This window comes from Pseudomonas sp. H11T01 (genome assembly GCF_048515765.1).
GTDB lineage: Bacteria > Pseudomonadota > Gammaproteobacteria > Pseudomonadales > Pseudomonadaceae > Aquipseudomonas.
This window is the reverse complement of sequence record NZ_JBLYED010000004.1, coordinates 55,073-80,946: the sequence shown is the minus strand read 5'-3', so window position 1 is coordinate 80,946 and position 25,874 is coordinate 55,073. Positions and strand designations below refer to the sequence as shown.

Here is a 25,874-nt window from a genome sequence, read left to right as displayed (position 1 = left end):
GCGTGTTCCTTACTGGATTGGCGCGCAAGTGTCGCCGCAGGTCGGGCACATGGCAATGGTTGCATTGCGTAACAATTGGCCTCTAAGCTCAGGCATTCAATGATAAGAACCATCCCCAGAGGTTTATCTATGCCGCAGCAATGGCCAGCCGCCGATATCGCCCGAATGATCCTCGATGGCTTCGACGATTACCGCGAGCATTTCCGCCAGATCACCGACGGCGCTCGCGGGCGTTTCGAGCAGGCGCAATGGCAGGAGGCACAGGTCGCCTCAGCGGCGCGGATTAACCTCTATGAAGATAAAGTCAGTGAAGTGGTCGCTCGGCTGCACGAGGCCTTTGATGCCAAGGAAATGCTGGATGTTACGTTCTGGCCGCTGGTGAAAAGCGCATACATCAGCCTGATCGATCTGCGCTTCGACGATGAGCTGTCCGAGACCTGGTACAACTCGACCTTCTGCGGCCTGTTCAGCCATGACCTGATCAGCGACGGCTGCATGTTCATCCACACCACCCGGCCGAGCCTGCGCCGGGCCCGTGCTGCGCAAACCCGCATCTATAAGCCTGAGGGTGAACTGTCGGGCATGCTCGAGCAGATCTTCGTCGACTACAGCTTCAGCGAGGCTTATGCCGATTTGCCAGGCGACCTGCGTCGGCTCGAAGCACAGTTGCGTGAGAACCTGCCGGATTGGGTCTGCAAGGACCCGGAGTTGAGCGTCGAGTTGTTTTCCTCGGTGCTGTACCGCAACAAGGGCGCGTATCTGGTGGGGCGCATCTACACCCAGGATGACCAATGGCCGTTGGTGATTCCCTTTCTGCACCGCGAAGGCCGCGGGATTCAGATCGACGCGCTGATCACCGATGAAGCGGATGTGTCGATCATTTTCTCCTTCACCCGTTCGTATTTCATGGTCGACGTGCCGGTGCCGGCCGAGTTCATCGGCTTTCTCAAGCGCATCCTGCCAGGCAAGCACATCGCCGAGCTGTACACCTCGATCGGCTTCTACAAGCACGGCAAGTCCGAATTTTATCGCTCGCTGATCAATCACCTGGCCAACACCGATGACCAGTTCATCATGGCCCCGGGTGTGCGTGGCATGGTCATGAGCGTGTTTACCCTGCCGGGTTTCAACACCGTATTCAAAATCATCAAGGACCGGTTCTCGCCATCGAAGAACGTCGACCGCGCGACGGTGATCGAGAAGTATCGCCTGGTAAAAAGCGTCGACCGGGTTGGGCGTATGGCCGATACCCAGGAATTCGCCGACTTCCGCTTCCCACTGAGCAAATTTGACCCGGCGTGCCTGGCTGAATTGCTGGAAGTGGCGGCCAAAACGGTGGAGGTCGATGGCGACACCGTGCTCATTCGCCACTGCTGGACCGAGCGCCGTATGACGCCGTTGAACATGTATTTGGAAAACGCCAACGATGCGCAGGTTCGCGAGGCGCTGGAGGATTACGGTCTGGCGATCAAGCAACTGGCGGCGGCGAACATCTTCCCCGGCGACATGCTACTGAAGAACTTCGGCGTTACCCGTCACGGCCGGGTGGTGTTCTATGACTACGACGAAATCTGCTTCCTGACCGAAGCCAACTTCCGCCACATCCCGGCCCCGCGCACCCCGGAAGATGAAATGGCCTCGGAGCCGTGGTACTCGATCGGGCCGCTGGATGTGTTCCCGGAGGAGTTCCCGCCGTTCCTGTTCGCCGACGCCGGACAGCGGCGTCTGTTCGATCAACTGCACGGCGAGCTGTACAACGCCGACTACTGGAAAGGCCTGCAAGCGGCCATTCGCGCCGGCAAGGTGATCGATGTGTTTCCGTATCGGCGCAAGGGGCTGGATAACGAGTAGTTCTTTGCGATTGCTGCGTCCGAACGCGGCCCGAATCGATCGCGAGCAAGCCCGCTCCCACACTTGACCGCGGCGGCCCCAAATTTCGCGGCCACTACAGATTTAATGTGGGAGCGGGCTTGCTCGCGATCGGCCGCGCAGCGGTCGTAAAATCTGCGACAATCCGCCCCCTGCACCACTAGACGACTTTTGCGTACCTGATGACTGACGAATCGCCTGCTATCGACCAACTGCTGAAAAACCTCGATCACGCCATGCTTGCCGACCGCCACCGGTTGCGGCGGCAGTTGCTTGAGCTGCGTAAAAAGCCTGACGAGGCCAAGCTGGCGCAGTGGGTCGAGCGCGCTCAGGCGTCCTGCGATCGGGTCGTGGCGCGGCGTGCCAGCCTGCCGCTGATTCGGTATGACGACAGCCTGCCGATTGCCGCCAAGCGCGATGAAATCAAAGAAGCGCTGCTCAAGCACCAGGTGCTGATCATCGCTGGCGAAACCGGTTCGGGCAAAACCACCCAGTTGCCGAAAATCTGTCTGGAAATCGGTCGTGGCCAGTACGGTCTGATCGGCCACACCCAGCCGCGCCGTATCGCCGCTCGCAGCGTCGCGAGCCGGGTCGCAGAAGAACTGGCGACGCCGCTGGGTGCGCTGGTCGGCTATCAGGTGCGATTCGAAGATCAGAGCGATTCGAACACCCTGATCAAACTGATGACCGACGGCATTCTGCTGGCGGAAACCCAGAACGATCGTTACCTCGAGCGCTACGACACGATCATCGTCGACGAAGCCCACGAGCGCAGCCTCAACATCGACTTCCTGCTCGGCTACCTGAAAACCCTGCTGCCGCGTCGCCCGGACCTGAAAGTCATCATCACCTCGGCAACCATCGATCTGGAGCGCTTCTCCAAGCATTTCAACGACGCACCGATTGTCGAAGTCTCCGGCCGGACCTTTCCGGTGGACACCTGGTATCGGCCGCTGACGCTTGAGCAGGATGAAGAGGGCAACCGTGTCGAAGACGACTTGACGGTGGATCAGGCGATCCTCGCCACCCTCGACGAAATCGCCGCCTATGAACGCAGCGAGCGCCGCAGCCCCGGCGATGTGCTGGTGTTCCTGCCCGGCGAGCGGGAAATTCGCGATGCGGCCGACATGCTGCGCAAGGCGCAACTCAAACACACTGAAATCCTGCCGTTGTACGCACGGCTGTCGCCGGCCGAGCAGCAGCGGATCTTCCAGTCCCACCCGGGGCGTCGTGTGGTGCTGGCGACCAACGTGGCGGAAACCTCGCTGACGGTGCCGGGCATTCGCTACGTGATCGACAGTGGCACCGCGCGGATCAGCCGCTACAGCTACCGCGCCAAGGTTCAACGCCTTCCGATCGAAGCCATCTCCCAGGCCAGCGCCAACCAGCGTAAAGGCCGTTGCGGACGGGTCGAGCCGGGTATTTGCATTCGCCTGTACGCAGAAGAGGACTTTATCGGCCGGCCGGAATTTACCGATCCGGAAATTCTGCGCACCAACCTTGCAGCTGTAATCCTGCAAATGCTGCATCTGCGTCTGGGCGAGATCACTGATTTCCCTTTTATCGAGCCGCCGGATGGCAAAGCCATCAGCGACGGTTTCAACCTGCTGCAAGAGCTCTCTGCGGTGGATCGCGAAAGTCAGCTGACCCCGCTGGGTCGGCAGCTGGCGCGTCTGCCGGTGGACCCGCGCATGGGCCGCATGCTGCTGGAAGCCGCCAAACTGGGCAGCTTGCAGGAGGTTTTGATCGTCGCCAGTGCCATGTCGATCCAGGACCCGCGCGAGCGTCCGCCGGAGCGTCAGCAAGCCGCCGATCAGGCCCACGCCCAGTGGAAGGACGTGGACTCGGACTTCGCCGGGTTGGTCAATCTGTGGCGCGGTTTTGAAGAGCAGCGCCAGGCGCTGACGGCCAGTCCGCTGCGCAATTGGTGCCGCAAGAACTTCCTGAATTACCTGCGCTTGCGCGAGTGGCGCGACTCCCATCGGCAGTTGAGTCTGATCTGCCGCGACATGCAGCTGAGCCTTAATAAAGAACCGGCGGACTACCCGAAACTGCACAAAGCCGTACTGTCCGGTTTGCTCAGCCAGATCGGCCAGAAGACCGAAGACGGCGATTACCTCGGCGCCCGTCAACGGCGCTTTTGGATTCACCCTTCATCGGGGCTTGGTAAAAAGCGTCCGCAATGGCTGATGGCAGCCGAACTGGTGGAAACCACCAAGCTGTACGCGCGGATGGTAGCCAAGATCGAGCCGGACTGGATCGAGCCGCTGGCGGGGCATTTGATCAAGAAGAACCACTTCGAACCCCATTGGGAGAAGAAGCGCGGGCAGGTTGTGGCTTTCGAACAGATCACCTTGTTCGGGTTGATCGTGGTCGGACGGCGGCCGGTGCATTACGGCCCGATCGAGCCCGTGCTGTCCCGTGAGCTATTTATTCGTGAAGCTCTGGTACGCGGGGAAATCCAGTCCCGCGCCAAGTGCCTGACCGCCAACACACAACTGCTCGAGCAACTCGACGAACTGGAAGCCAAGGCCCGTCGCCGCGACATCCTCGCGGACGAAGAAACCCTGTTCGCTTTCTATGACGCGCGGCTGCCGGCCGATATTCACCAGACCGCGACGTTCGACAGCTGGTATCGCATCCACAGTCAGAAAGACCCGCAGTTGCTGGTCATGCGCGAAGAAGACGTGTTGGCCCGTGAGGCCAGCGAAGTGACTGCTGCGCATTACCCGGATACGTTGCATTTGGGCGATTTGGCACTCGCCCTGAGTTACCACTTCGAACCCAATCATCCCCGTGACGGCGTGACCTTGCGAGTGCCGGCGCCATTGCTGCCGGCACTGCCGTCCGAGCGTCTGGAATGGCTGGTACCGGGAGTGATCGAGGCCAAGTGCATCGCGCTGGTGCGCAACCTGCCCAAGGCTTTGCGCAAGAACTTTGTGCCAGTGCCGGACTTCGTCAAAGCCGCGTTGCAGCGCATCACCTTTGCCGACGGCTCGCTGCCTCAGGCATTGGGACGCGAATTACTGCGCATGACCGGTGCGCGGGTCAGCGACGAAGCCTGGGTTGAAGCCGCTCAGCAGGTCGATGGGCATCTGCGGATGAACCTGGAAATCGTCGACGGCCAAGGCAAATTCCTTGGGGAAGGCCGCGACCTGGCCGAACTGACCGCGCGTTTCGTCGAGGCCAGCCAGGCCGCGTTGGCGGTGCCGCAAACGGCGAAAAGCCAACAGCCGGTGGAGGCCAAAGTCTTCGCCGCAGTGGCTGAGAAGACCCAGCAGAAAATCGCGGGGCTATCGATGACGGTTTATCCGGCGCTGGTGGAAGAGGGCGGCACAGTCAAGGAAGGGCGCTTCTCCACCGCCGCCGAGGCCGAGTTCCAGCATCGCCGGGCTTTGCAGCGTTTGTTGATGCAGCAACTGGCCGAGCCGGCGAAATTCCTGCGTGGCAAGTTACCGGGGCTGACCGAGCTGGGTCTGATGTACCGCGAGCTGGGGCGTATCGATAGCTTGGTGGAAGACATTCTGCTGGCCAGTCTCGACAGCTGCATTCTCGACGGTGAAGCCAGTTTGCCGCGCGATGGCGCCGGGTTGGCTTCGTTGGCCGAGCGCAAGCGTGGCAGCTGGACTGAGCACGCCGAGCGGCTGGCGAAGTTGACACTGGAGACCCTCAAACTCTGGCACGGCCTGCAAAAACGCTTCAAGGGCAAGATCGACCTGGCGCAGGCGGTGGCCCTCAATGACATCAAGCAGCAATTGAGTCAGCTGGTTTATACCGGCTTCGTTCGCGAAACCCCGGCCGTCTGGCTCAAGGAGCTGCCGCGTTTCCTCAAGGCCATCGAGTTGCGCCTTGAAAAACTGCCGAGCCAGGTGCAAAAGGACCGGGTCTGGAGCACCGAACTGTCCGGGTTGTGGGCGCAATACCAGGTTCGCGCCAACAAACACGCCCAGGAAGGCAAGCGTGATCCACAGCTGGAGCTGTATCGCTGGTGGCTGGAGGAATACCGGGTTTCGTTGTTTGCCCAGCAATTGGGGACCAAGGTACCGATCTCCGACAAGCGTTTGAGCAAGCAATGGAGCCAGGTTGACGCCTAAAAACCTAATCCTCTCGTAGGATTTGTAGCAGGCGCTGCATCCTGCAAATAGGGCCAAATGCCAACGTTTATGGCAAACTTCGCGGTTATAAACGCCGGAACCGCGAATTTGAGCTTTCATTGCCGCAGCGGTTCGGAATAAAGCTTCGCACGGTTTCATCCCAATCGGTGGGATTAAACCCTTTATGTATTGGTACGTCGGTACTAATACTTTCTGCCTGAACAGATTAGAGAAACGACCATGCATAACGTCGTCATCAGCGGCACCGGCCTGTACACCCCGGCCAACAGCATCTCCAACGAAGAGCTGGTGCAGTCTTTCAATGCCTATGTGCAGCAGTTCAATGCCGATAACGCCGCTGCCATCGAGCGTGGCGAAGTTCAGGCACTGACTGAATCGAGTGCAGCCTTTATTGAAAAGGCCTCAGGGATCAAAAGCCGCTTTGTCATGGACAAGGAAGGCATCCTTGACCCGCAGCGCATGGCGCCGCGTCTGCCAGAGCGCTCCAACGACGAGTGGTCGGTACTTTGCCAAATGGCCATCGGTGCCGCCGAGCAAGCCTTGCAGCGCGCCGGCAAGACCGCCGCCGACATCGACGGCGTCATTGTCGCCTGTTCCAACCTGCAACGCGCCTACCCGGCCATCGCCATCGAAGTCCAGGAAGCGCTGGGCATCCAGGGCTTCGGCTTCGACATGAACGTCGCCTGCTCCTCGGCGACCTTCGGTATCCAGGCCGCTGCCAACAGTGTCCAACTTGGTCAGGCCCGGGCGATTCTGATGGTCAACCCGGAAGTCTGCACCGGCCACTTGAACTTCCGCGACCGCGACAGCCACTTCATTTTTGGCGACGCCGCAACGGCGGTAATCATCGAGCGTGCCGATCTGGCGACCTCCAAGTACCAGTTCGACATCGTCAGCACTAAACTGCTGACCAAGTTCTCCAACAACATCCGCAACAACTTCGGTTTCCTCAACCGCGCAGCCGAAGAGGGCGTCGGTGCACCAGACAAGCTGTTCGTGCAGGAAGGTCGCAAGGTGTTCCGTGACGTTTGCCCGATGGTGGCGGAACTGATTGGCACTCATCTGGAGGAGAACACGCTCAACGTCAGCGACGTGAAGCGTTTCTGGCTGCACCAGGCCAACCTCAGCATGAACCACCTGATCGTCAAGAAGCTGCTGGGCCGCGAAGCCACGGTTGAAGAAGCCCCCGTAATTCTCGACACCTACGCCAACACCAGCTCGGCCGGTTCCGTGATTGCGTTTCACAAGAACCAGGACGATTTGCCGAGCGGTTCGCTGGCAGTGCTGAGTTCGTTTGGTGCCGGTTATTCGATTGGTAGCGTGATTCTGCGTAAGCGGTGATTTGTGTGGGGCAGTGGGAAGCCTGAGCCAGGCACAAACCCTGTGGGAGCGTGGCTTGCCCGCGAAGCGAACACCGTGTTTTTTCAGGCATTGCGCGTCATCGTTCTTCGCGGGCAAGCCACGCTCCCACGGATCCTGCGCCTTAATGGATTGGCATTGAGGCAAGCCCCCTCGCCACAGGAGATCAGCGCTTATGACTGACGACACGCAACTGCTCGAACGCCTTCTGGCGGGTGAGCAGCGGGCTTACAAGGAATTGGTCAGCACCTACCAAAGCGCGATGCGCGCTGTGGCCTATGCCATTGTCGGCAATCGTCATGCTGACGAAGTGGTGCAGGACGCCTGGCTGTCCGTCGTGCGCAACCTGGTCGGTTTTCAGGGCCGTTCCAGTCTCAAAACCTGGCTGCTGACCATCACCGCCAACTCGGCTAAAAGTCGTTACAAACAAAACCGCCGGGAAGTCCTGCTGGACGATTTGCCATCGCCCCACGGCACGATTGGCGATGAGCGGTTTTCCCCGGGGGACGGTCATTGGCTGGTGGCTCCGTTCGCCTGGCACGAGGACACGCCCGAAGCCCTGCTCACCGAAAATGAGCTGCGCGAATGTCTGGAACACACCTTGCTGAGCCTTTCTGAACTGCAAAGCAGTGTGTTGCTGCTGCGCGAGCGCCAAGGCCTGGAGTTGGAGGAGATTTGTAATCTTCTGGAGCTCTCGCTCTCCAATGTTCGTGTACTGCTGCATCGGGCACGACTGAAGGTCTTTGCGACCGTGGAGCACTTTGAGGAAACCGGCGAATGTTGACCTGCAAGGAACAAGTGGCACGATCCAGCGATTACCTCGATGGCCAGTTGAATTTTCGGGAGAAGCTGATGGTGCGCCATCACCTGATGTTTTGCGCCAATTGCCGGCGGTTCATTCGTCAGATGCGATTGATGCAGGCGACGTTGCGTGCCATGCCCGAAGAAGCCGTGCCGGACGCCGATACGCTGGCCGAACGTCTCGCTGCCGAGCGTCGCAAGGACATTCCGTAGGTCAGGGGATTCATTGCGGGGGAGTCAAGAAACAGGCTCGGGTGGATGTATCGAACGGATGATGGGGATCAATCCATCCAGGCCAGACTGTAAAAGCAACTCGGGCTTCCTTGCCCGAATCGTATAGCGGGGTAAATCAGAACTTCGCTTCAGCATCCAGTTGCAGGGTGTTGATGTCCGAATCTTTCTTGTTGATGTTGGCGTTTGTTTGGTCAGAGGTCGCCAGAAAGTACGTCGCGCCGAGGGCGAAGTTCTTGTCGATGTCGTAACTCACTTTCAACTTGCTGCCGCGCGAACCGGTAAAGCCGTTGGCGAAGTCAGAGTCGGTGAAGGCGCCAACCACTGCGTTACGCTGCACATCGCGGTAGTTGTAGTCCACGTTGAAACCGTAGAACTTGGACTTCACGCCGGCCAGCCAGCCAGTGTCCTGATCGTTGCTCGCGTCTTTGTTGTTGACGTACTGACCGTACAACGAAAGCGGTACTGGCAGGTTGGTGAAGTCGAGCTGACCAAAACCTTCGTACAGTTTGAATGTTTCGTTCGGGCTGTTGCCGTTGACGGCCAGTGCGCATGGCGTGCTGACGGTGCCGGAGGTAGGGCAGGCACTGCTCTTGTCGTTGTCGTACGAGTAGATACTGCCGCCCAACGTCATTTTCATGCTGTCGGTGATGGCGAAGCGCGCACCCAACTGGCCAGCGTACAGACGCAGGTCGTGTTTGAACTGCACGCCTTCGCCGTCGACGTTGTCCTTGAGGGTGTAGTGACCGGCGCTACCGAACAGCTCGGTACTGCCGCCCACCGGCAATTTGTAAGTCAGGGCCAGACCTTCCGGGTTGATGTCGCTATCCCAGATGATGTCACCCATGCTCACCCATGGCTGAGACATCTTGCCGCCGATCACGTGCAGGTTCTTGATCGCGTCGGGGTGGTAGTCGATGTAGCCCAGGTCCAGCCAGATCTGCTTCTTGTCGAAGTAGTTGTTCAGGTCCTGGTTGGTGGAGCGAGCGTCGTCGTTGCTGCCGGTGGCGATACGGATACCGGTGTCGACTTGCGGGTTGATTTCGCTGTAGGCACCCAGGCGGGCACGAATGCGCTGACGATCCTGGTCTTTGCTGTTTGGAACGCCATCGTTCTTGACCGTTTCCTGGCGGAAGCGCACGTCACCCTTGAATTGGGTCTTGGCAGCCCACGCCAGTTTTTGGTCGAAGGTGCTCAGTTCATTGGTTTTCTTCGCGGTCGCCGCGATCTGCTCGTTGGTCTCTTGTTGAGCTTGTTGCTGGATCTGCTGGGTCTTTTGGTCCTTGGCCAGCTCGGCTTGCAGTTCGGTGTACTGCGCTGGGGAAATAGAGCCGTTTGCCTTGAGCATGTCGAGCAGTTTGGCGTCGACTGCGGCGCTGGCCGGAATACTCATGGCCAGCAGCAGGCCGCCACACAGAGCCGCCGCAGTTTTCGTGGAAGCAAGACGCATATCAATCTCCGAGAATGAGAGGGGATGACTGAGCCATCCAGGAAGCAACCGACCGTGACGGACGGAAAACCAGAGGCCGGGTAGTACCCGACGCTCTAAAAACTGGCGCCAGTATCGCGATGGTTTATGACAGGGAAGTGGCAAAGTGATGGCGGCTCGATGACGATCGGGGCACGGCGTAACACCCCCGTTTCAGAGCCTCGCGGGTGGATAGGTCGTGTGGATTGTGTTGCGATGGGCGATACTCGGCGCGTCTGTGAGTCATGATTCTCGGGGAATGCGATGCCGCTACAACGTTTGGAAAGTCTGTCCGCCATCGCACCTCAAGAATGGGATGCGCTGGTGCCCGACGCTCAGCCGTTCCTGCGGCATGCCTTTCTTAGTGCGATGGAAGACAGTGGCAGCCTGGGTCCGCATTCCGGTTGGCAGCCTGAGCATTTGCTGCATATTGAAGACGGTCGTTTGATTGCCGCATTGCCGAGTTATCGTAAATGGCACTCCTACGGCGAATACGTGTTCGACCATGCCTGGGCCGATGCCTGCGAGCGTGCCGGGATCGAGTACTACCCGAAGCTATTGACCGCCGTGCCGTTCAGCCCCGTCAGCGGGCCACGGTTGTTGGCGGCCAACGTGCAGGACGGTTTTGAGCTACTGAAAAGCCTGCCGGGATATCTGGAAATCGAAGGGCTCTCCAGTGCTCATATCAACTTCACTGACCCGTTCACCGATGCGGCGTTGGCCGAGCAGCCGGGTTGGCTGCAACGGGTCGGCTGCCAGTATCACTGGCAGAACCGTGGTTATCGGGACTTTCAGGATTTTCTCGACGCCCTGAGTTCACGCAAACGCAAACAGATGCGCAAGGAGCGTGAACAGGTCGCGGGGCAGGGCATCGAGTTTGAATGGCTCGAAGGTCGGCAACTCGATCAGGCGCAGTGGGATTTCGTTTATGCCTGCTATGCCAATACCTACGCTATACGTCGGCAAGCGCCGTACCTGACACGGGAATTTTTCAGTCTGCTGGCTGAACGGATGCCCGAAGCCATTCGCGTGGTGCTGGCCAGGCAAGGATCACGGCCAGTGGCGATGGCCTTCAGCCTAGTGGGGGGCGACAGTTTTTACGGTCGTTATTGGGGCTGCCTGGCGGAGTTCGATCGCCTGCATTTTGAGACGTGCTTCTATCAGGGGATGGAATACGCGATCGCCAATGGCTTTCAACGGTTCGACGCCGGCGCCCAGGGTGAACACAAATTGATTCGTGGCTTTGAACCGGTCATCACTCATTCCTGGCACTACCTGAGGCATCCGGGTTTGAAGGCGGCGGTCAAAGATTTCCTGCAGCAGGAGCGGATTGGTGTGCTGGCCTATGCAGAAGAGGCGAGGACCGCCTTGCCGTATCGGCAGGACTGATCCTCGCAGGTCTTGAGCCTAACTGTCTTCTTTGCCCAGCCAGCGATAGGTCACCCCGCCGATCACCGCGCCGAGGATCGGCGCCAGCCAGAACATCCACAGCTGCTGAATCGCCCATCCACCGACAATCAGCGCCGGACCGGTACTGCGGGCCGGGTTGACCGAGGTGTTGGTGACCGGAATCGTGATCAGGTGGATCAAGGTCAACGCCAGGCCAATGGCGATTGGCGCCAGGCCGGCCGGAGCGCGTTTATCGGTGGAACCAAGGATGATCAGGATGAACATCGCGGTCATCACCAGTTCACAAACAAACCCCGCAGCCATCGAATAACCGCCCGGCGAATGTTCGCCATAACCATTGGACGCCAACCCTGCGGCCAGCTCGAACCCGGGTTTACCGCTGGCAATGAAATACAGCAAGGCAGCGGCAATCACCCCGCCGATGACTTGGGCGACGATATAAACGGGCAGTTCTTTGGCCGGGAATCGACCACCCACCCACAGCCCGACAGACACTGCAGGGTTGAGATGACAACCAGAGATATGGCCGATGGCGAACGCCATGGTCAGTACTGTCAGACCAAACGCCAGCGCCACCCCGAGCAATCCGATTCCTACACCCGGAAAAGCCGCTGCCAGCACCGCACTGCCGCAACCACCCAACACCAGCCAAAACGTACCTAACAACTCAGTAACTGAACGTTTGAACAGAGACATGAGACGCATCCTTGTAGTAGGTCGACGATCGAGTCGATATAGCCGTTATGCATCCTGCAGGGTGACTACAGACCCTCTCCAGAGCCTTGGCTGAGTACAGCAGGGATTTTCCGGAACGCCAGTCCAAAAAAAACCGCCAGAGCCCATGGTTAAAGGGCTCTGGCGGTTTGTGTGTGTGGCGATTGTCGGTAGATCAATCAATCCCCACAAACCCACCCGTCTGGTGCTGCCACAAGCGCGCATACAAACCGCCGTGGGCGAGCAGTTCGGCATGGCTGCCGGTTTCGGCGATCCGGCCTTTTTCCAGTACCACCAGGCGGTCCATTCGGGCAATGGTCGAGAGACGGTGAGCGATGGCGATCACGGTCTTGCCTTGCATCAGGGTTTCCAGGCTTTCCTGAATCGCCGCTTCGACTTCCGAGTCCAGCGCCGAGGTGGCTTCGTCCATGATCAGGATTGGCGCGTCCTTGAGCAGCACTCGGGCAATAGCGATCCGTTGGCGCTGACCGCCGGAGAGTTTCACCCCGCGCTCACCGACATGAGCATCGAAACCGGTACGGCCCTGGGCATCGGAAAGATGCGGGATAAATTCGTCGGCCCGAGCCTTGTGCACCGCTTCCCAGAGCTCTTCGTCGGTGGCGTCGGGTTTGCCATAAAGCAAATTGTCGCGGATCGAACGGTGCAGCAGCGAGGTGTCCTGGGTGATCATGCCGATCCGCTCGCGCAGGCTTTCCTGGGCCACTTCGGCGATGTCCTGGCCATCGATCAGGATCCGCCCGCCTTGCAGGTCGTACAGGCGCAGCAGCAGGTTGACCAAAGTCGATTTACCCGCGCCGGATGGGCCGATCAAGCCGATTTTCTCGCCGGGTTTGATCGTCAGGTTGAGGTCACTGATGATTCCGCTTTTCTTGCCATAGTGAAAGTCGACGTGCTCGAAACGCACTTCACCCCGTGCCACTTCCAGGCGCGGGGCTTTTTCGCGGTCCGTCACGCTGACCGGTTGGGCGATGGTTTGCAGGCCGTCCTGGACCATGCCGATGTTTTCGAAGATGCCGTTGACCACCCACATGATCCAGCCGGACATGTTGACGATGCGGATCACCAGGCCGGTGGCCAGGGCGATGGCACCGACCGAGATCAGTGACTGGGTCCACAGCCACAAGGCCAGGCCCGTGGTGGAGACGATCAACAGGCCGTTCATGCTGGTGATGACCACGTCCATACTGGTGACGACGCGGCCGGCCAGTTGGGATTTTTCCGTTTGTTCCGCGATGGCTTCGCGGGCGTACTGTTGTTCGAAGTGGGTGTGGGCGAACAGTTTGAGCGTGGTGATGTTGGTGTAGCCATCGACGATGCGCCCCATCAGTTTCGAACGGGCGTCGGAGGAGACAACAGAGCGCTGTTTGACCCGCGGCACGAAGTAGCACAGCGCACCGATGTAGCAGGCGATCCAGGTCAGCAACGGGATCATCAGGCGCCAGTCGGCCTCGGCGAACAGCACCAGCGAACTGATGGCGTAGATCAGCACATGCCACAGCGCGTCCACCGCTTGCACGGCGGAGTCGCGCAAGGAGTTGCCGGTCTGCATGATGCGCTGGGCGATGCGCCCGGCGAAGTCATTCTGAAAGAAGTTGAGGCTTTGTTTGAGCACGTAGCTGTGATTCTGCCAGCGAATCATGCTGGTCATGCCGGGGCTGAGGGTCTGGTGCACCAGCAGGTCGTGCAGGCCGACGAAGACCGGACGCAGGACCAGGGCGACCACCACCATCCAGATCAGCTCGATGCCGTGAATCTTGAAGAAGTCGACATTTGGGGGGCCCTGGGTCAGATCGATGATCCGGCTCAGGTAACTGAACAGCGCAACTTCGATCAGCGCACCGAACAGACCGACGATGAGCAAGGCAGCAAAGCTCGGCCAGACCTGACGCAGGTAATACACGTAAAAGGGTAGAACCGTGTTCGGCGGAGCCGCTGTCGGAGCGTCGCGAAAAATATCGATCAGTTGTTCAAAGCGACGATAAAGCATGAGGTCTCACGCCCGCGTACGGGCTCTCCTGTTCTGATGTGAGCGGGGTGGGAAAGCCACCGCCGCTCAGGACTCCCTTTACATATCAGTCTATGCGCTTGGCCGACTTTATCAGCACGGCATCGATTGGCACATTCTGCATGCCATTTTTGGTGGTGGTTTGCGAGTTGACGATGACGTCGACCACGTCCATGCCCTTCACCACTTTGGCGAACACGGCGTAACCGGCATCGCGGCCCGGGTCGAGGAAGTCGTTGTCCTTGACGTTGATGAAGAACTGGCTGGTGGCGGAGTCTGGATCGGATGTGCGAGCCATCGACAGCGTGCCACGTACGTTATGCAGGCCGTTACTTGCTTCGTTCTTGATCGGCGCCTTGGTGTCTTTTTGCTGCATCTGTGGGGTGAAACCACCGCCCTGAACCATGAAGCCAGGAATCACCCGGTGGAAAATGGTGTTGGTGTAAAAGCCGCTGTCGACGTAAGCGAGAAAGTTGGCGGTGGAGACCGGTGCCTTGACCGGGTCCAGTTCGATTTCGATCTGGCCATTGGTGGTGTCCAGCAAAACGTGCGGCGCCTTGGCAGGTGTCGCGGCCATCAGGTTAGCGGCGAACAAAACGGAGCCGGCGACGAGGGCAATTTTTTTTAGCATGGGTCAGTGATCCTGGTAGTGGTGTCGACTGCGGTTAGAAACTCGAGCAGGGTTTGGTTGAAGCGTTCTGGTTGATCCAGTGGGGTGGCGTGGCGGGAATCGGCGATCACCACCAGCCGCGCATTGGGCAACAGTTTTACATAGGCCTCTTTCAGCGCGACCGGCGTGTAATCACGGTCGGCGCTGACGATCAGGGTTGGACAGGTGACACGGGAAAGTCGTTCCTGCACACCCCAACCGATGATGGCGTCGAAGCTGGCGAGATAAGCACGTTTGTCGTTTTTTGCCCAGCGCTGGGCGATTTTACTGCGCAGCGCGGCTTGTTCCGGTTTGGGGAAAAGCTTCGCACCCAACGCCGTGCCGATGGCGCTCATACTCACGACGCGCATCAGGCTCCAGCGCTTGAACCACTGCCAATATTCGTCCGGCGTCTGCAGTTTGACCTGGGGTGCGCTGTTGACGATGCACAGGCTTTTGAGCATTTGCGGCTGATCCACCGCCAGTTGGAAGCCGATCATGCCACCCATGGACAGCCCGATGACATGGGCAGGTCCCAGGTTCAGGTACTCGATCAGTGCGATCACATCAGCGCTGAAGCCAGCGATGCTGTAGCGCTCGCGGGGCTTGTCGGAGCGACCATGGCCACGTGCATCCGGGACGATCACCCGGTAGCGGGCCGCCAGCACAGGGATCTGGTCTTCCCAATCCAGGGCGCTTGAACCCAGACCGTGTAGCAGCAGCACGGGTTCGCCGTGGCCATATTCTTCGTAGTGCAGGGTGCAACCTTCATGTTCGAAATAGGCCATGGCAGAACTCCTGTTCGGGCTTACCGGGTTTCAGGCTTGCTGTGGGGCGGCGAAGGGCGCATCCAGCGGCGCGGTGTCAAAGGTGCGCAGCAGTTCGATAAGAATCTGCGTGGCCGGGCCCAGTGGTTTGTCCTTGTTCGAATACAGATAGAACGTCGGGTGGCGGCTGCCGCCCTGGTCCAACGGTAGCAGCTTAAGCAGACCTTCCTTGATTTCACGTTCGATCAGGTGCCGTGGCAGCCAGGCGAAACCCAGGCCGCTGCCGACGAAAGTAGCGGCAGTGGCCAGGCTGCCGACGGTCCAGCGCTGTTCGGCGCCAAGCCAGCCGACGTCCCGCGGTTGTTGGCGGCCGGAATCGCGGATCACCACTTGCAACTGGCTTTCCAGGTCCTGGAAACTCAATTCGCGGTTCAGCCGATGCAGTGGGTGATCCGGGTGCGCCACGGCGACGAATTCCACCGCGCTCATTTCGGTGCCCAGGTAACCGGGAATGTTGAAACCGCTAATGGCCAGGTCGGCGACGCCTTCGAGCAGCACTTCTTCGACCCCGGACAACACTTCTTCACGCAAGCGTACGCGGCAGCCACGGCTTTGTGGCATGAACGCTGTCAGGGCGCGCACCAAACGGGCATTCGGGTAAGCGGCATCGACCACCAGCCGCACTTCCGCTTCCCAGCCTTGCTCCATGTGATGGGCCAGGTCTTCCAGTTGGCTGGCCTGTTTGACCAGCTGCCGCGAGCGGCGCAGCAACACGCCGCCAGCTTCTGTCAGCACCGCTTTGCGGCCGTCGATGCGCAACAGCGGCACGCCGAGCTGATCCTGCATGCGCGCCACGGTATAGCTGACGGACGATTGTGAACGGTGCAGCGCTTCGGCTGCCTGGGCGAAGCCACCGTGGTCGACCACGGCCTGTAATGTTCGCCATTGATCAAGGGTAACGCGGGGCGCTTTCAAGATGAGCTCCTCTTGTCCTAAGCTGGCGGTCTAAATTGGAGACTGCCGAATGAGAAAAATCTGTTGTGTACTGCTGGCGATGTTGCCGCTCAGTGCGTTTGCCTATCCGATCGATGTGCACAAAGAGCTCAACGGGCTGAAGGTCGACTACACCGCGTACGACACGGATGCCGACATCGGCTCCATTCAGGTGAACAACTACGGCAGCACCGACGTGGCTTGCACCGTGGTTTTTCGTAACGGCCCTGAAGCGCCTCGCACCCGCAAGATGGACGTGCCCGCTGGCAAATTCAAAAATGCCACCGCCAAGTTCAACCGCACTATCATCAAGCTTCGCATTGAGCTGACCTGCACACCCAAGTAGCACCGAACGGAGTAGTCCGGCTGGGCATGCTTCGCTTATAAACGAATTTATAGATGGGTTATAGCAGTTATTTGCGCTTTTTCATCGATATGACACTGTTTAATCTCCACTCCATCGACTTACAGCATTCACCGATGGAGGCTACATCCCATGTCCCGCGTTCTGATCATCGAAAGCAGTGCCCGTCAGCAAGATTCGGTTTCACGCCAGCTGACCCAAACCTTCATCAGCCAGTGGAAAATCGCTCACCCGGCTGACCAGATCACTGTTCGTGACCTGGCGACCCATCCGGTTCCACACCTGGACGCCAACCTGTTGGGCGGCTGGATGAAGCCTGCCGAGCAGCGCAACGAGATCGAGCACGCTTCCCTCGAGCGCTCCAACCAGTTGACCGATGAGCTGCTGGCCGCCGACGTACTGGTGATGGCCGCGCCCATGTACAACTTCGCCATTCCGAGCACTCTGAAAGCCTGGCTGGACCATGTGCTGCGTGCCGGAGTGACCTTCAAATACACCGACACCGGCCCGCAAGGCCTGCTCACTGGCAAGCGTGCCTATGTGCTGACCGCTCGCGGCGGCATCTACGCCGGCAGCCCCGCTGATCACCAGGAACCCTACCTGCGTCAGGTCATGGCGTTCATCGGGATCCACGACGTTGAGTTCATTCACGCCGAAGGCATGAACCTGGGCGGTGACTTCCATGAAAAAGGACTGAACCAGGCTAACGCCAAGCTTGCTCAGGTGGCTTGAGGCTTTAATCGCCAGATAATCGCCTGATGGTTTAGTGACCTCGCGCCCCCCCTTCAAGCCGGTTCGCGCATCGAACCTCCCTTTGCACTTGTTGCACCTGAGTGCTCCCGCCCGATCGAACGCATTAGCGAGATCGGGCTTTTTTTTGTTTCTTAATCGCGGAGCAGGATTTCACTGTCAGCCGCAAAACCGCTATCGTCGCCGCCATTCGAAACGAGGCGCGTATGGGCTATCTACTTTTTGTTACGTTGATTCAGGCGTTTTCCTTCAGCTTGATCGGCGAATACCTCGCCGGTCATGTCGACAGCTACTTCGCGGTGCTGGTGCGCGTGCTGCTGGCCGGACTGGTGTTCATTCCCTTGACCCGCTGGCGCCAGGTCGAGCCGACCTTTATGCGCGGGATGCTGGTGATCGGCGCCTTGCAGTTCGGCGTGACCTACGTCTGTCTGTACCTGAGCTTTCGCGTATTGACGGTGCCGGAAGTGTTGCTGTTCACCATCCTCACGCCCCTGCACGTGACATTGATCGAAGACGCGCTGAACCGCCGATTCAATCCATGGGCTTTGATTGCAGCGCTGGTAGCGGTGGCCGGGGCCGCGGTGATTCGCTACGACCGGATCAACCCGGACTTCTTTATGGGCTTCTTGCTGCTGCAACTGGCCAACTTCACCTACGCCGCGGGGCAGGTGCTTTATAAGCATCTGGTGGCGCGTTACCCAAGCGATCTGCCGCATTACCGGCGCTTTGGTTATTTCTATCTGGGAGCACTGGCGGTGGCGTTGCCAGCGTTTCTGCTGTTCGGCAAAACCAACTTCCTGCCCGAAGCACCGCTGCAATGGGGCGTACTGGTGTTCCTCGGGCTGGTCTCGACGGCACTGGGTTTGTATTGGTGGAACAAGGGCGCGTGCCTGGTCAACGGCGGCACGCTGGCGGTGATGAATAACCTGCATGTGCCAGTGGGGTTGTTGATCAATTTGCTGATCTGGAATCAGCATGAGGCGTTGGGGCGGTTGTTTTTTGGTGGTGGGGTAATTTTGGCGGCGGTCTGGATCAGTCGGCTGGGGGTAAGGCGCCAAGTGACATCAGCAGGGTAGCCTTGTCGAAATGCAGTACAGGCCTCTGTTTTTTGCTCGGCAGTTGGTAATGAAAGTCAGTTATAAAAAAGAATAATGTAAGGGGCGGCAGAGTGGATAAGGTGGATGAGCTTATTATAGCTGCGTTGAAGGATGACTCCAGAGTCAGTTTGTCGAGCCTGTCACGGCAAGTTCACAAGTCTCGAACAGCAGTGGAGTCACGAGTTCAAAAGCTGATAGATAAGGGGGTCATACTAGGGTTTACAATTAATGTGGCTAAAGAAGAGGGTGAACAGCAGCAAGTGGCCTTTTTGATACTGAGGCTCATTGGGAGTAGTTGTCATCTGGTCTTTCCGCAATTACACGGATATGCCGAAATAATTCACGCCTACTCTCTATTTGGTGACATCGACATGATGCTCGAAGTTGAATATAAAAGCTTTGAGGAGTTGATGGTTCTTAAAGAGAAAATCTTGAAGATAGAGCAAGTCGACGAAGTGATCGTTAATCCCGTTTTGAAAGCGTGGCGATAGGCGTGTTTCGTTGATTTGATACGAATCGTGGGCGGGGGATTCCTTGAATGATGACATCAGAAAAGGAAAGCCCCGTACCCATTGCATAACCTCGGACGTTCAGAGCCTGAAGTTTATTTAACTTCCGGGACCAGGACCCGCTCCAGAAAGTGATAGCTCAACGTGGGCATTTTCTCTCGAAGAGCGTCGACCAGTTCTTCGATAACCGCCTGGTTGAAGGCGTGCGGTGTATCTTCGTGGCCTAGTACGACCACCAGCAGGCTTGAGGATTCGTCCGTCAGTCTGAAGTCATGGGCATCGGCATCCGCTTTTCCGATGCTCGCCAAGGGCGACTCTCCTGAGGTGTAAACGAGGTCTCCGACCGGAATGGTGACTTCTTTTTTTGCAAAAAGAGGTCGAAAGCTCATTGGTTTTTCAGAGCGAAATACGTGGATGTCATTCGCTTGTTTATAGGTATGTACGCCGATGCTGACACCGTTACGGATGGCAACCGCATTGTAGGCATCAACAATATTATTGATGGACCGTATACCTTTGGAAATGAAACTCTTCAGGATTTTTTCGTTTGCGCTGACGGTTTTGTGATAGCCAAGTTTTTGCAGTTGATGCGAAAACCCCATGTAAACCCTGTTCGAGTCCAGCTCGCAGAGGCGAGACGCAACATGGTTCAGGTTGGCCGTCAGAACAGGAAGGAAACTCTGGTCGGAAGACACCGTAATGCCTTCTATAATGGCGGCGCAGGCATTATTGGCACCGACATCTGCAGCGGATTTCTGGATGATTAAACGGTTTGTCATAGGTCCCTCATTAACGCCACAGTAGAGAGCGTATGTTGTGTGCACTGCTATCGAGTTGTTCGGTGTTCGGGTGATGTAGCCAAAACAAACCCGGGCAGGTGGCAAAGTCGATCGTCACCTCAGTGGTGCCACCCGGAGGAATGAAATATGTGTGGCCTCCATACGCGACATCCTGCGTTGCGCAGATCAGTGTTGCGTCAGAGGGGCTTTCAAAGGTGTGTTTTTTATCAGAGCAGAAGAATCCGATTTTTCCATGACTGACGTGTTTGGCTGCGCTCATTCCTTCGGGGGCCGGGCGGCCCAAGTAGCAATCTACAGACAGGGAAAGCAGATCGGGTTGGTACACGTGTTCAAATAATTGCGGAGCTATTCCCCCATGCAGACGAGCTCCGGCCTCAATCATGACCGGGCCGGCATCGGACCAGATTATTTCCATGTGAATGGGGCCAACCTTGATACCCAATGCGGCGGCGGCCAGTTTTGCATAATCGATCAACGGTTTTAGACTGCTTTCACCAGGATCAAGTGTGTCCAGGCTTTCGTAGACAAACATGCTTCCATTCTTATGGACTTTTGTGTACTTGCACACAGAGGCAATAATAAAAGTTCCGTCAAACGCAACCATATCGACCACGTATTCCGGGCCGGATACAAATGGCTGAACGATGAATCCGAGATTGATTTCGCCCAAATCGTTTGCTTGATGCCAGGCAGCGTTGGTCAATGCCGCTTCAACGTTCTCTATCCCTTCTGCGAAAACAACACCCTCGGTGGCTGCTGAATTAAGGGGTTTGATGACGTATTTCAGATCAGGGTCTATTGACTCCAGCAAACCGGGGATTTGTGACGTCGAGCTTAAAAGACGAGAGTTGATGTGGGGCAGGTGATGATTCCTCAGCGCTTCCTGCATGGAAAATTTATTACGCCGAAAGTCACTGGTGATTCGGCTGTTGCCCTTTACATCAAGAAGTTCGGTCAGGTAGTCCGTGAGATAAATTGCGGTTTCGCACCCCGCGATGACCGCCGTGATAGGTATATCTTCAAGGGTGATTAACAAGCTCTCTTCCCATTGGAAAATTTCTTCGAAATTCTCTGGCACCAAATCACTGGTGAAGTGATCGGGCAGGTGAGGGCTGGAAATGATGGCGATACAACGCACGCCCAGCGAGTTGAATATCGGTGCATACAGTTTGCCCGTGGAGAACGGGTCAACAATAAGAACGGTTTTCACTGTCAGAAACTCCTTAATCAACGGTTGCTGCGGGCGAGACTTCCCGGCTTATGAGCCAGGCCAATACAGCGCACCCCAGAAGAGCTGCGGAAACGACCATCAGGATCCGTGCACCTTCCAGACCCAGGAACGTGCTTGTGGTGAAAAAAGTGAGAATCATGGGGGCCGAACCACTGACCAATAGGTAATAGAGCGAGCTTTTGGAGGCAATCATGTCGGCAACCCGGTCATTGGGGGCTGACTCTATGAGGGTTTTACGCAGCTGGATTCTCAGACTGTTAATGCAAAAACCAAGGGTGAAAGCGGCGAACATCATTAGGTAGAGGTTCTGGAAATAGACGATTGCCACATCGGCGATAATGACGATCAACACCGCGTGATGACTTTTGAGCTTCAGTCGGGGCAACACGGCGGCGCTGAATGCGCCGAGCCCGGCAAGGCCGCTGGCAACGCCAAAGAGTGTGGCGTTCCACTCGTTGAGTTTTTGAAAGACGATAGGAACCAGGCTGTTAAAAGCCCCGATATGGAAACCGATCATGCTGAGAACGATGATCAATATAAAAAGGTTTCTTGGAAGCTGGAGCCTTGTCGTGGCGGTAATGATTGGGGCTTCGTCTTGCTTGAGGGGTGTGGGTGTCGCAGAAACCAGAAGGATCGCCGCCAAAGAAACGATCGCTGCGATGCTGATTATCTGCAGGGTCTGGTTGACCGAAAAAACATCCACGATAACGCCGCCCAGCAGCGCTCCCCCAAAGGCGCCAATCTGGATTGAGGTCTGCATGAGTCGCGCAGAAGTGTCACTGTTGGTAAAGCCTGCGAGGACCAGTTTGGTATTTTTCGATTCCAGCGTGCTGATGGTGAAGTAGTCGGTGACACCGACCAGAAAAGCGATACTCAGAAAGCCAATCGGTAGCAAGGCCGCTTCAGTGAACGAGAGTCCCAGAATTGCCGCGAAAGCGATGAGCCGAATATAGAGGAGCCGTTTCATGCTCAACTCAATCGTAAAGAATTTACCGATGTAGTGTTCGCACGCGTAAGGAACCACGGTCGCAACACACAAGGTGACACCCACCAGGAAAGTGGAGCCAGTGGTTTCCAGGCCGAACCAGACCATGGCGATGACAATTGCCATGTCCAGGCTGGTGAATAAAGTCACGATAGAGTAGAACGCGGGAAGTGTTGATTTATTAGTCATAGCGCCTGTCCGTTATGCCGTGAAATTTTAAGTAAGGGCACACACCGTTCGGTGTCACCCACCACAGTGCTGATAACGCTTCCGACGCGGACGGTGGGCAACGATTTCTTTTCCAGATTACAAATTTTGTACTTGTTGTCGTGCCAGGGGCAGACCACGGTTTTCCCATCAAGCGTGATTTCCCCCATATGCAAGGGGCCGCCTCGGTGTGGGCACGTGGTGGGCAACAGTTGAGTGGCGTTGTGTCGTCTGTTGAGGAAGTACGTTTTATCACCCACAGCGACATAGTTAGCATTAGCGATATTTAGCGTGATGGCTTTCATGGGAGGTGGCTGCTCAGATCGCGGTAACAGTGTAGGTGCAGTGGTCGCTGGTTATGTAAGTTCCATGGATCATTCCCTTGGGGATGACAATGCCTTCTCCGGCGCTAAGCCGAACAGACAATTCCGGACTTACGACGAAATTCAACTCTCCGGACTCTACCCAGAACAGCTCATCATTGGCGTGGGTGTGCAAGACGGATAATTCATTTTTCACTTCGGTGAACGTACTGTCCGGGCATTGATTGCCGTGGAGCGTTGTGGCGCGCGCGCGATGAATATCCAGTTCGTCATGCCATTTGATGTGTGCATACAGTTCTTCGTCGGCGATATCTTGAAGTAGCTTGAACTCTTCGAAGCCGCGGATGAGGTCCGGTATTATTTTGGGTCCGAAATGTTTGATCATGGGAATGATCAGGCGCTGCAACGCCATTCTTCCGTGATGCACGTCAATATGGTTGTGTTCGTCAAAGTATTCCGTGGAGACGGTACCATTGAAAATGGTGTTGATCGCACGCGATTGGTGTTTTGTGGTGAGCGCCAGAGTGGCTTCGGTGTAATACATTGCGCCGATATAACGAAATAACTCACCGTGATTAGCCGATACGTAGTGGAAGTAGTTGGTCAGAGAAAGAGAACCCGCCGTATAAAACTGCCAGTAGTGATGGACGTGAGGGGGCATGTCCAGTTCCCTGAGCATGTTTTCGAAGATCGTACTGTGTTTCCTTTTATCAATGCCATAACCATATTCGTCAATCAGGATCTTGAACAGTTCGCTGGTGTACTCGCCGGCGTTGCCTAGAACATTGCGCGCCATGGCGGATGCTTCGCTGAGGAAGTCTCCGGCACATTGGGTGAGGAAAAATTTCGCCGCTCGTTGGGGATCACGACTGTGGGTCAATACGTTATAGAGTTTGGAGTCTGAATGGGCGATGTCGTCCAGTACTTTACTGGTATGAGCAACAAATGAGTCCAGGCACCAAGGACCATTGACATGGATTTCCTGTTCCAGCCAGTGATAAAGATAGTTTTCAAGGGCAGGGCGAATCTGTTTGCCACAGGCCACCAATGCTGGATTATAAAAGCTTTTGAACTCATGGAGATCCAAGGCCAAAGGCGCCTTTGGCAAGAAGACCAAGTCCTGTTCATAAATATTTAATAAAATACGCTGAGCCAAAAGATGAGAATTGCTCGAAAGTTGATCTCGAGCCAGAGAACCACTGATAAGCGTCTCGGTTATGTCCTGGCCGCGAGACGGTCTTTGATAAGGGCTGTTTGTATAAAAGCTGGTGGGCTGGGAAAAATGTGGCGCACTGACAAATGCTGTCAATGCCTTAAAATCCTGGCTCTGTTGATTGCTGACAGAGTTCTCTGAGAGTTTAGTTGTCCCTAACACGTTCAGCGCCTTTGGTCATTGGTTTGCGAGTGGCCAGATGCTATAGATTTAGTTTTCCTGAAAACAGATTAAAAGTGCGTGCGTAGATAGTAAAATTCACTAAATGTGTAGGTGAATTTTTCTTTCTGCTGCTGTTGTGTTGCTTTCCTTAAATACGGCGATTACAGGTGCACGCCGATTTTTATTGGCGGGGAACTATTGGGTGTGCACAGACACCATTGGCTCTATTAGTTCTACGCTCAGCACCTTTGCTTACGAGGCGTCATGTCAGGATCATCACTTTTTATTGAATGGTCTTATCGCGGGCAAGCCACACTCCCACAGGTCCAGCGGCGTCCTTGCGGGATGTGGTGTGCCTTACATCGAGCGCTTTTCAAGTTCGGGGATGTAACCCGCCCCCAACACTGCCGGCAATAGCCCTGCGCGCATATCACTGCCACTTGGCTGCTGATACACACTCAAACCAAACTCCGGCAACACCGCCAACAGGTAATCGAAGATATCGCCCTGAATCCGCTCGTAATCGGCCCAGACGGTGGTGCGGGTGAAGCAGTAGATTTCCAGCGGCACACCTTGGGCGGTGGTCTGCATTTGGCGGACCATGCAGGTCATGTTGGTTTGAACCTCGGGGTGGCTCTTCAGATAAGCCAGTGCATACGCACGGAAGGTCCCGAGGTTGGTCATGCGTCGACGGTTCGCCGACATCGCCGCGACGTTGCCCTGGGCTTCGTTCCAGCTTTTGAGCTCTGCTTGTTTGCGGCCGATGTAGTCGGTCAGCAAGCGGATCTGGGTCAGCTTTTGTTCTTCTTCATCGTGCAGAAAGCGCACGCCACTGGCGTCGATAAACAGGCTGCGCTTGATTCGCCGACCGCCAGACTGTTGCATGCCGCGCCAGTTTTTGAACGACTCGGACATCAAGCGCCAGGTCGGAATCGAGACGATGGTTTTGTCGAAATTCTGCACTTTGACCGTGTGCAGGGTGATGTCCACCACGTCGCCATCGGCGCCGACTTGCGGCATTTCGATCCAGTCGCCGACTCGCAGCATGTCGTTGCTGGTCAGCTGTACCCCTGCGACGAACGACAGCAAGGTGTCCTTGTAGACCAACAGAATCACGGCCGACATCGCCCCCAGGCCGGACAACAGCAACAGCGGCGAACGGTCGATCAGCGTCGCAACAATGATGATTGCGCCACAGACGTACAGCACCATCTTCGCCAGTTGCACGTAGCCCTTGATCGAGCGGGTCTTGGCGTGATCGGTGCGCGCGTATATATCCAGCAAGGCGCTGAGCAGGGCGCTCAAGACCAGCACCTGGAACAGGATGGTGAAGGCCAGTGCCACGTTACCGAGGAAGTGCTGACTGGCCTTGCTCAATTCCGGCACCAGGTTCAGGCCGAACTGGATCACCAGCGAAGGCGTCATCTGCGCCAGGCGGTGAAAGACTTTGTTGTGCCGTAAATCGTTGAGCCAATACAACGCCGGTTGCCGGCCGAGCAATTTGGCTGCGTGCAGAATGAGATAGCGTGCCACTCGTCCGAGGACCAGCGCGACCACCAACAACAGCGCCAAAGCCAGGCTGGAATGCAGCAACGGATGTTGATCGAGGGCGCCCCAAAGGTCTTGGGCATTGAGCCAGAGCTGTTTGATATCCATGCGCTAAAACGATTCTTCTGTAGGACGAGACGGGTCGATTAGAGCATTTAAGACCACTATTGTTACGATCACGGTCAAATTCCCTAACAAAAAAGTGCCTGATTGCGGCTCTTCGCGTAAAGAGACTCGGCCTTCGCGCTCGAAACCGTTACCCTATGCAGCTGTTTTTTTGTAT

General features: G+C 56.8%; 22 protein-coding genes. 10 read left to right on the top strand and 12 right to left on the bottom strand.

Annotation, left to right across the window (positions count from 1 at the left end; genetic code table 11):
• The first annotated feature begins 129 nt into the window (after nt 1-129).
• The 5 genes from aceK to ACN1C3_RS06500 all read left to right on the top strand — a co-directional run bounded on the left by aceK (nt 130) and on the right by ACN1C3_RS06500 (nt 8,357).
• Complete coding sequence (gene aceK, locus ACN1C3_RS06520; RefSeq protein WP_419114988.1) at nt 130-1,851, top strand: bifunctional isocitrate dehydrogenase kinase/phosphatase; 1,722 nt, start codon at nt 130-132, stop codon at nt 1,849-1,851.
• Between the two features lie 200 nt (nt 1,852-2,051).
• Complete coding sequence (gene hrpA, locus ACN1C3_RS06515; RefSeq protein WP_419114987.1) at nt 2,052-5,963, top strand: ATP-dependent RNA helicase HrpA; 3,912 nt, start codon at nt 2,052-2,054, stop codon at nt 5,961-5,963.
• 240 nt (nt 5,964-6,203) lie between these two features.
• Complete coding sequence (locus tag ACN1C3_RS06510) at nt 6,204-7,325, top strand: beta-ketoacyl-ACP synthase III (RefSeq protein ID WP_419114986.1); 1,122 nt, start codon at nt 6,204-6,206, stop codon at nt 7,323-7,325.
• Nucleotides 7,326-7,518: 193 nt separating this feature from the next.
• Nucleotides 7,519-8,127 (top strand): RNA polymerase sigma factor, encoded by a 609-nt coding sequence (locus ACN1C3_RS06505; protein ID WP_419114985.1) that lies wholly within the window; start codon nt 7,519-7,521, stop codon nt 8,125-8,127.
• Nucleotides 8,121-8,357, top strand: coding sequence for an anti-sigma factor family protein (locus ACN1C3_RS06500; protein WP_419114984.1), 237 nt, complete (start codon nt 8,121-8,123; stop codon nt 8,355-8,357). Before ACN1C3_RS06505 ends, ACN1C3_RS06500 begins: the two co-directional genes overlap by 7 nt.
• 136 nt (nt 8,358-8,493) lie before the next feature.
• Here the strand turns inward: ACN1C3_RS06500 and ACN1C3_RS06495 are convergent, their stop codons facing one another.
• Nucleotides 8,494-9,825, bottom strand: a complete 1,332-nt coding sequence (locus ACN1C3_RS06495; RefSeq protein WP_419114983.1) for a putative porin — start codon at nt 9,823-9,825, stop codon at nt 8,494-8,496.
• A gap of 282 nt (nt 9,826-10,107) precedes the next feature.
• Between ACN1C3_RS06495 and ACN1C3_RS06490 the strand changes: the two genes are divergently transcribed.
• On the top strand, nt 10,108-11,232 hold the full coding sequence (locus tag ACN1C3_RS06490; protein ID WP_419114982.1) for a GNAT family N-acetyltransferase: 1,125 nt from the start codon (nt 10,108-10,110) through the stop codon (nt 11,230-11,232).
• Nucleotides 11,233-11,250: 18 nt separating this feature from the next.
• On the opposite strand, the gene aqpZ is transcribed toward ACN1C3_RS06490, so the two are convergent.
• The 5 genes from aqpZ to ACN1C3_RS06465 form a co-directional block, all read right to left on the bottom strand.
• The gene (gene aqpZ, locus ACN1C3_RS06485; protein ID WP_419114981.1) at nt 11,251-11,949 is read right to left on the bottom strand and encodes an aquaporin Z; all 699 of its coding nucleotides are present in this window, start codon (nt 11,947-11,949) and stop codon (nt 11,251-11,253) included.
• 193 nt (nt 11,950-12,142) lie between these two features.
• Nucleotides 12,143-13,975: an ABC transporter ATP-binding protein gene (locus ACN1C3_RS06480; RefSeq protein ID WP_419114980.1), complete on the bottom strand. Its 1,833-nt coding sequence runs from the start codon at nt 13,973-13,975 to the stop codon at nt 12,143-12,145.
• Nucleotides 13,976-14,060: 85 nt separating this feature from the next.
• A complete protein-coding gene (locus ACN1C3_RS06475) occupies nt 14,061-14,624 on the bottom strand; it encodes a peptidylprolyl isomerase (protein ID WP_419114979.1) in 564 nt (187 codons plus the stop codon).
• A complete protein-coding gene (locus tag ACN1C3_RS06470; RefSeq protein WP_419114978.1) occupies nt 14,618-15,430 on the bottom strand; it encodes an alpha/beta fold hydrolase in 813 nt (270 codons plus the stop codon). Before ACN1C3_RS06470 ends, ACN1C3_RS06475 begins: the two co-directional genes overlap by 7 nt.
• A 30-nt stretch (nt 15,431-15,460) precedes the next feature.
• Complete coding sequence (locus ACN1C3_RS06465; protein ID WP_419114977.1) at nt 15,461-16,384, bottom strand: LysR family transcriptional regulator; 924 nt, start codon at nt 16,382-16,384, stop codon at nt 15,461-15,463.
• Between the two features lie 49 nt (nt 16,385-16,433).
• On the opposite strand from ACN1C3_RS06465, the gene ACN1C3_RS06460 reads away from it, so the two are divergent.
• From ACN1C3_RS06460 to ACN1C3_RS06445, 4 genes are all read left to right on the top strand, one after another.
• Nucleotides 16,434-16,748, top strand: a complete 315-nt coding sequence (locus ACN1C3_RS06460; RefSeq protein ID WP_419114976.1) for a 3-phosphoglycerate kinase — start codon at nt 16,434-16,436, stop codon at nt 16,746-16,748.
• Between the two features lie 150 nt (nt 16,749-16,898).
• Nucleotides 16,899-17,498, top strand: coding sequence for an FMN-dependent NADH-azoreductase (locus tag ACN1C3_RS06455; protein WP_419114975.1), 600 nt, complete (start codon nt 16,899-16,901; stop codon nt 17,496-17,498).
• A gap of 224 nt (nt 17,499-17,722) precedes the next feature.
• Nucleotides 17,723-18,592, top strand: a complete 870-nt coding sequence (locus ACN1C3_RS06450) for a carboxylate/amino acid/amine transporter (protein WP_419114974.1) — start codon at nt 17,723-17,725, stop codon at nt 18,590-18,592.
• Between the two features lie 92 nt (nt 18,593-18,684).
• Nucleotides 18,685-19,104: an Lrp/AsnC family transcriptional regulator gene (locus ACN1C3_RS06445; protein ID WP_419114973.1), complete on the top strand. Its 420-nt coding sequence runs from the start codon at nt 18,685-18,687 to the stop codon at nt 19,102-19,104.
• 113 nt (nt 19,105-19,217) lie between these two features.
• On the opposite strand, the gene ACN1C3_RS06440 is transcribed toward ACN1C3_RS06445, so the two are convergent.
• The 6 genes from ACN1C3_RS06440 to ACN1C3_RS06415 form a co-directional block, all read right to left on the bottom strand.
• Complete coding sequence (locus tag ACN1C3_RS06440) at nt 19,218-19,901, bottom strand: phenylalanine--tRNA ligase beta subunit-related protein (RefSeq protein ID WP_419114972.1); 684 nt, start codon at nt 19,899-19,901, stop codon at nt 19,218-19,220.
• A gap of 10 nt (nt 19,902-19,911) precedes the next feature.
• Entirely contained in the window at nt 19,912-21,132 is a 1,221-nt protein-coding gene (locus tag ACN1C3_RS06435) for an ATP-grasp domain-containing protein (protein WP_419114971.1), read from the bottom strand.
• A 13-nt stretch (nt 21,133-21,145) separates the two neighbouring features.
• Nucleotides 21,146-22,327 (bottom strand): MFS transporter, encoded by a 1,182-nt coding sequence (locus ACN1C3_RS06430; RefSeq protein ID WP_419114970.1) that lies wholly within the window; start codon nt 22,325-22,327, stop codon nt 21,146-21,148.
• Nucleotides 22,324-22,650 carry a Rieske 2Fe-2S domain-containing protein gene (locus ACN1C3_RS06425; protein ID WP_419114969.1) on the bottom strand — a complete coding sequence of 109 codons (327 nt, stop codon included), beginning with the start codon at nt 22,648-22,650 and terminating at the stop codon, nt 22,324-22,326. Before ACN1C3_RS06425 ends, ACN1C3_RS06430 begins: the two co-directional genes overlap by 4 nt.
• Nucleotides 22,651-22,663: 13 nt before the next feature.
• On the bottom strand, nt 22,664-23,977 hold the full coding sequence (locus tag ACN1C3_RS06420) for an iron-containing redox enzyme family protein (RefSeq protein WP_419114968.1): 1,314 nt from the start codon (nt 23,975-23,977) through the stop codon (nt 22,664-22,666).
• A 423-nt stretch (nt 23,978-24,400) separates the two neighbouring features.
• Complete coding sequence (locus ACN1C3_RS06415) at nt 24,401-25,699, bottom strand: mechanosensitive ion channel family protein (protein ID WP_419114967.1); 1,299 nt, start codon at nt 25,697-25,699, stop codon at nt 24,401-24,403.
• Nucleotides 25,700-25,874: the final 175 nt, after the last annotated feature.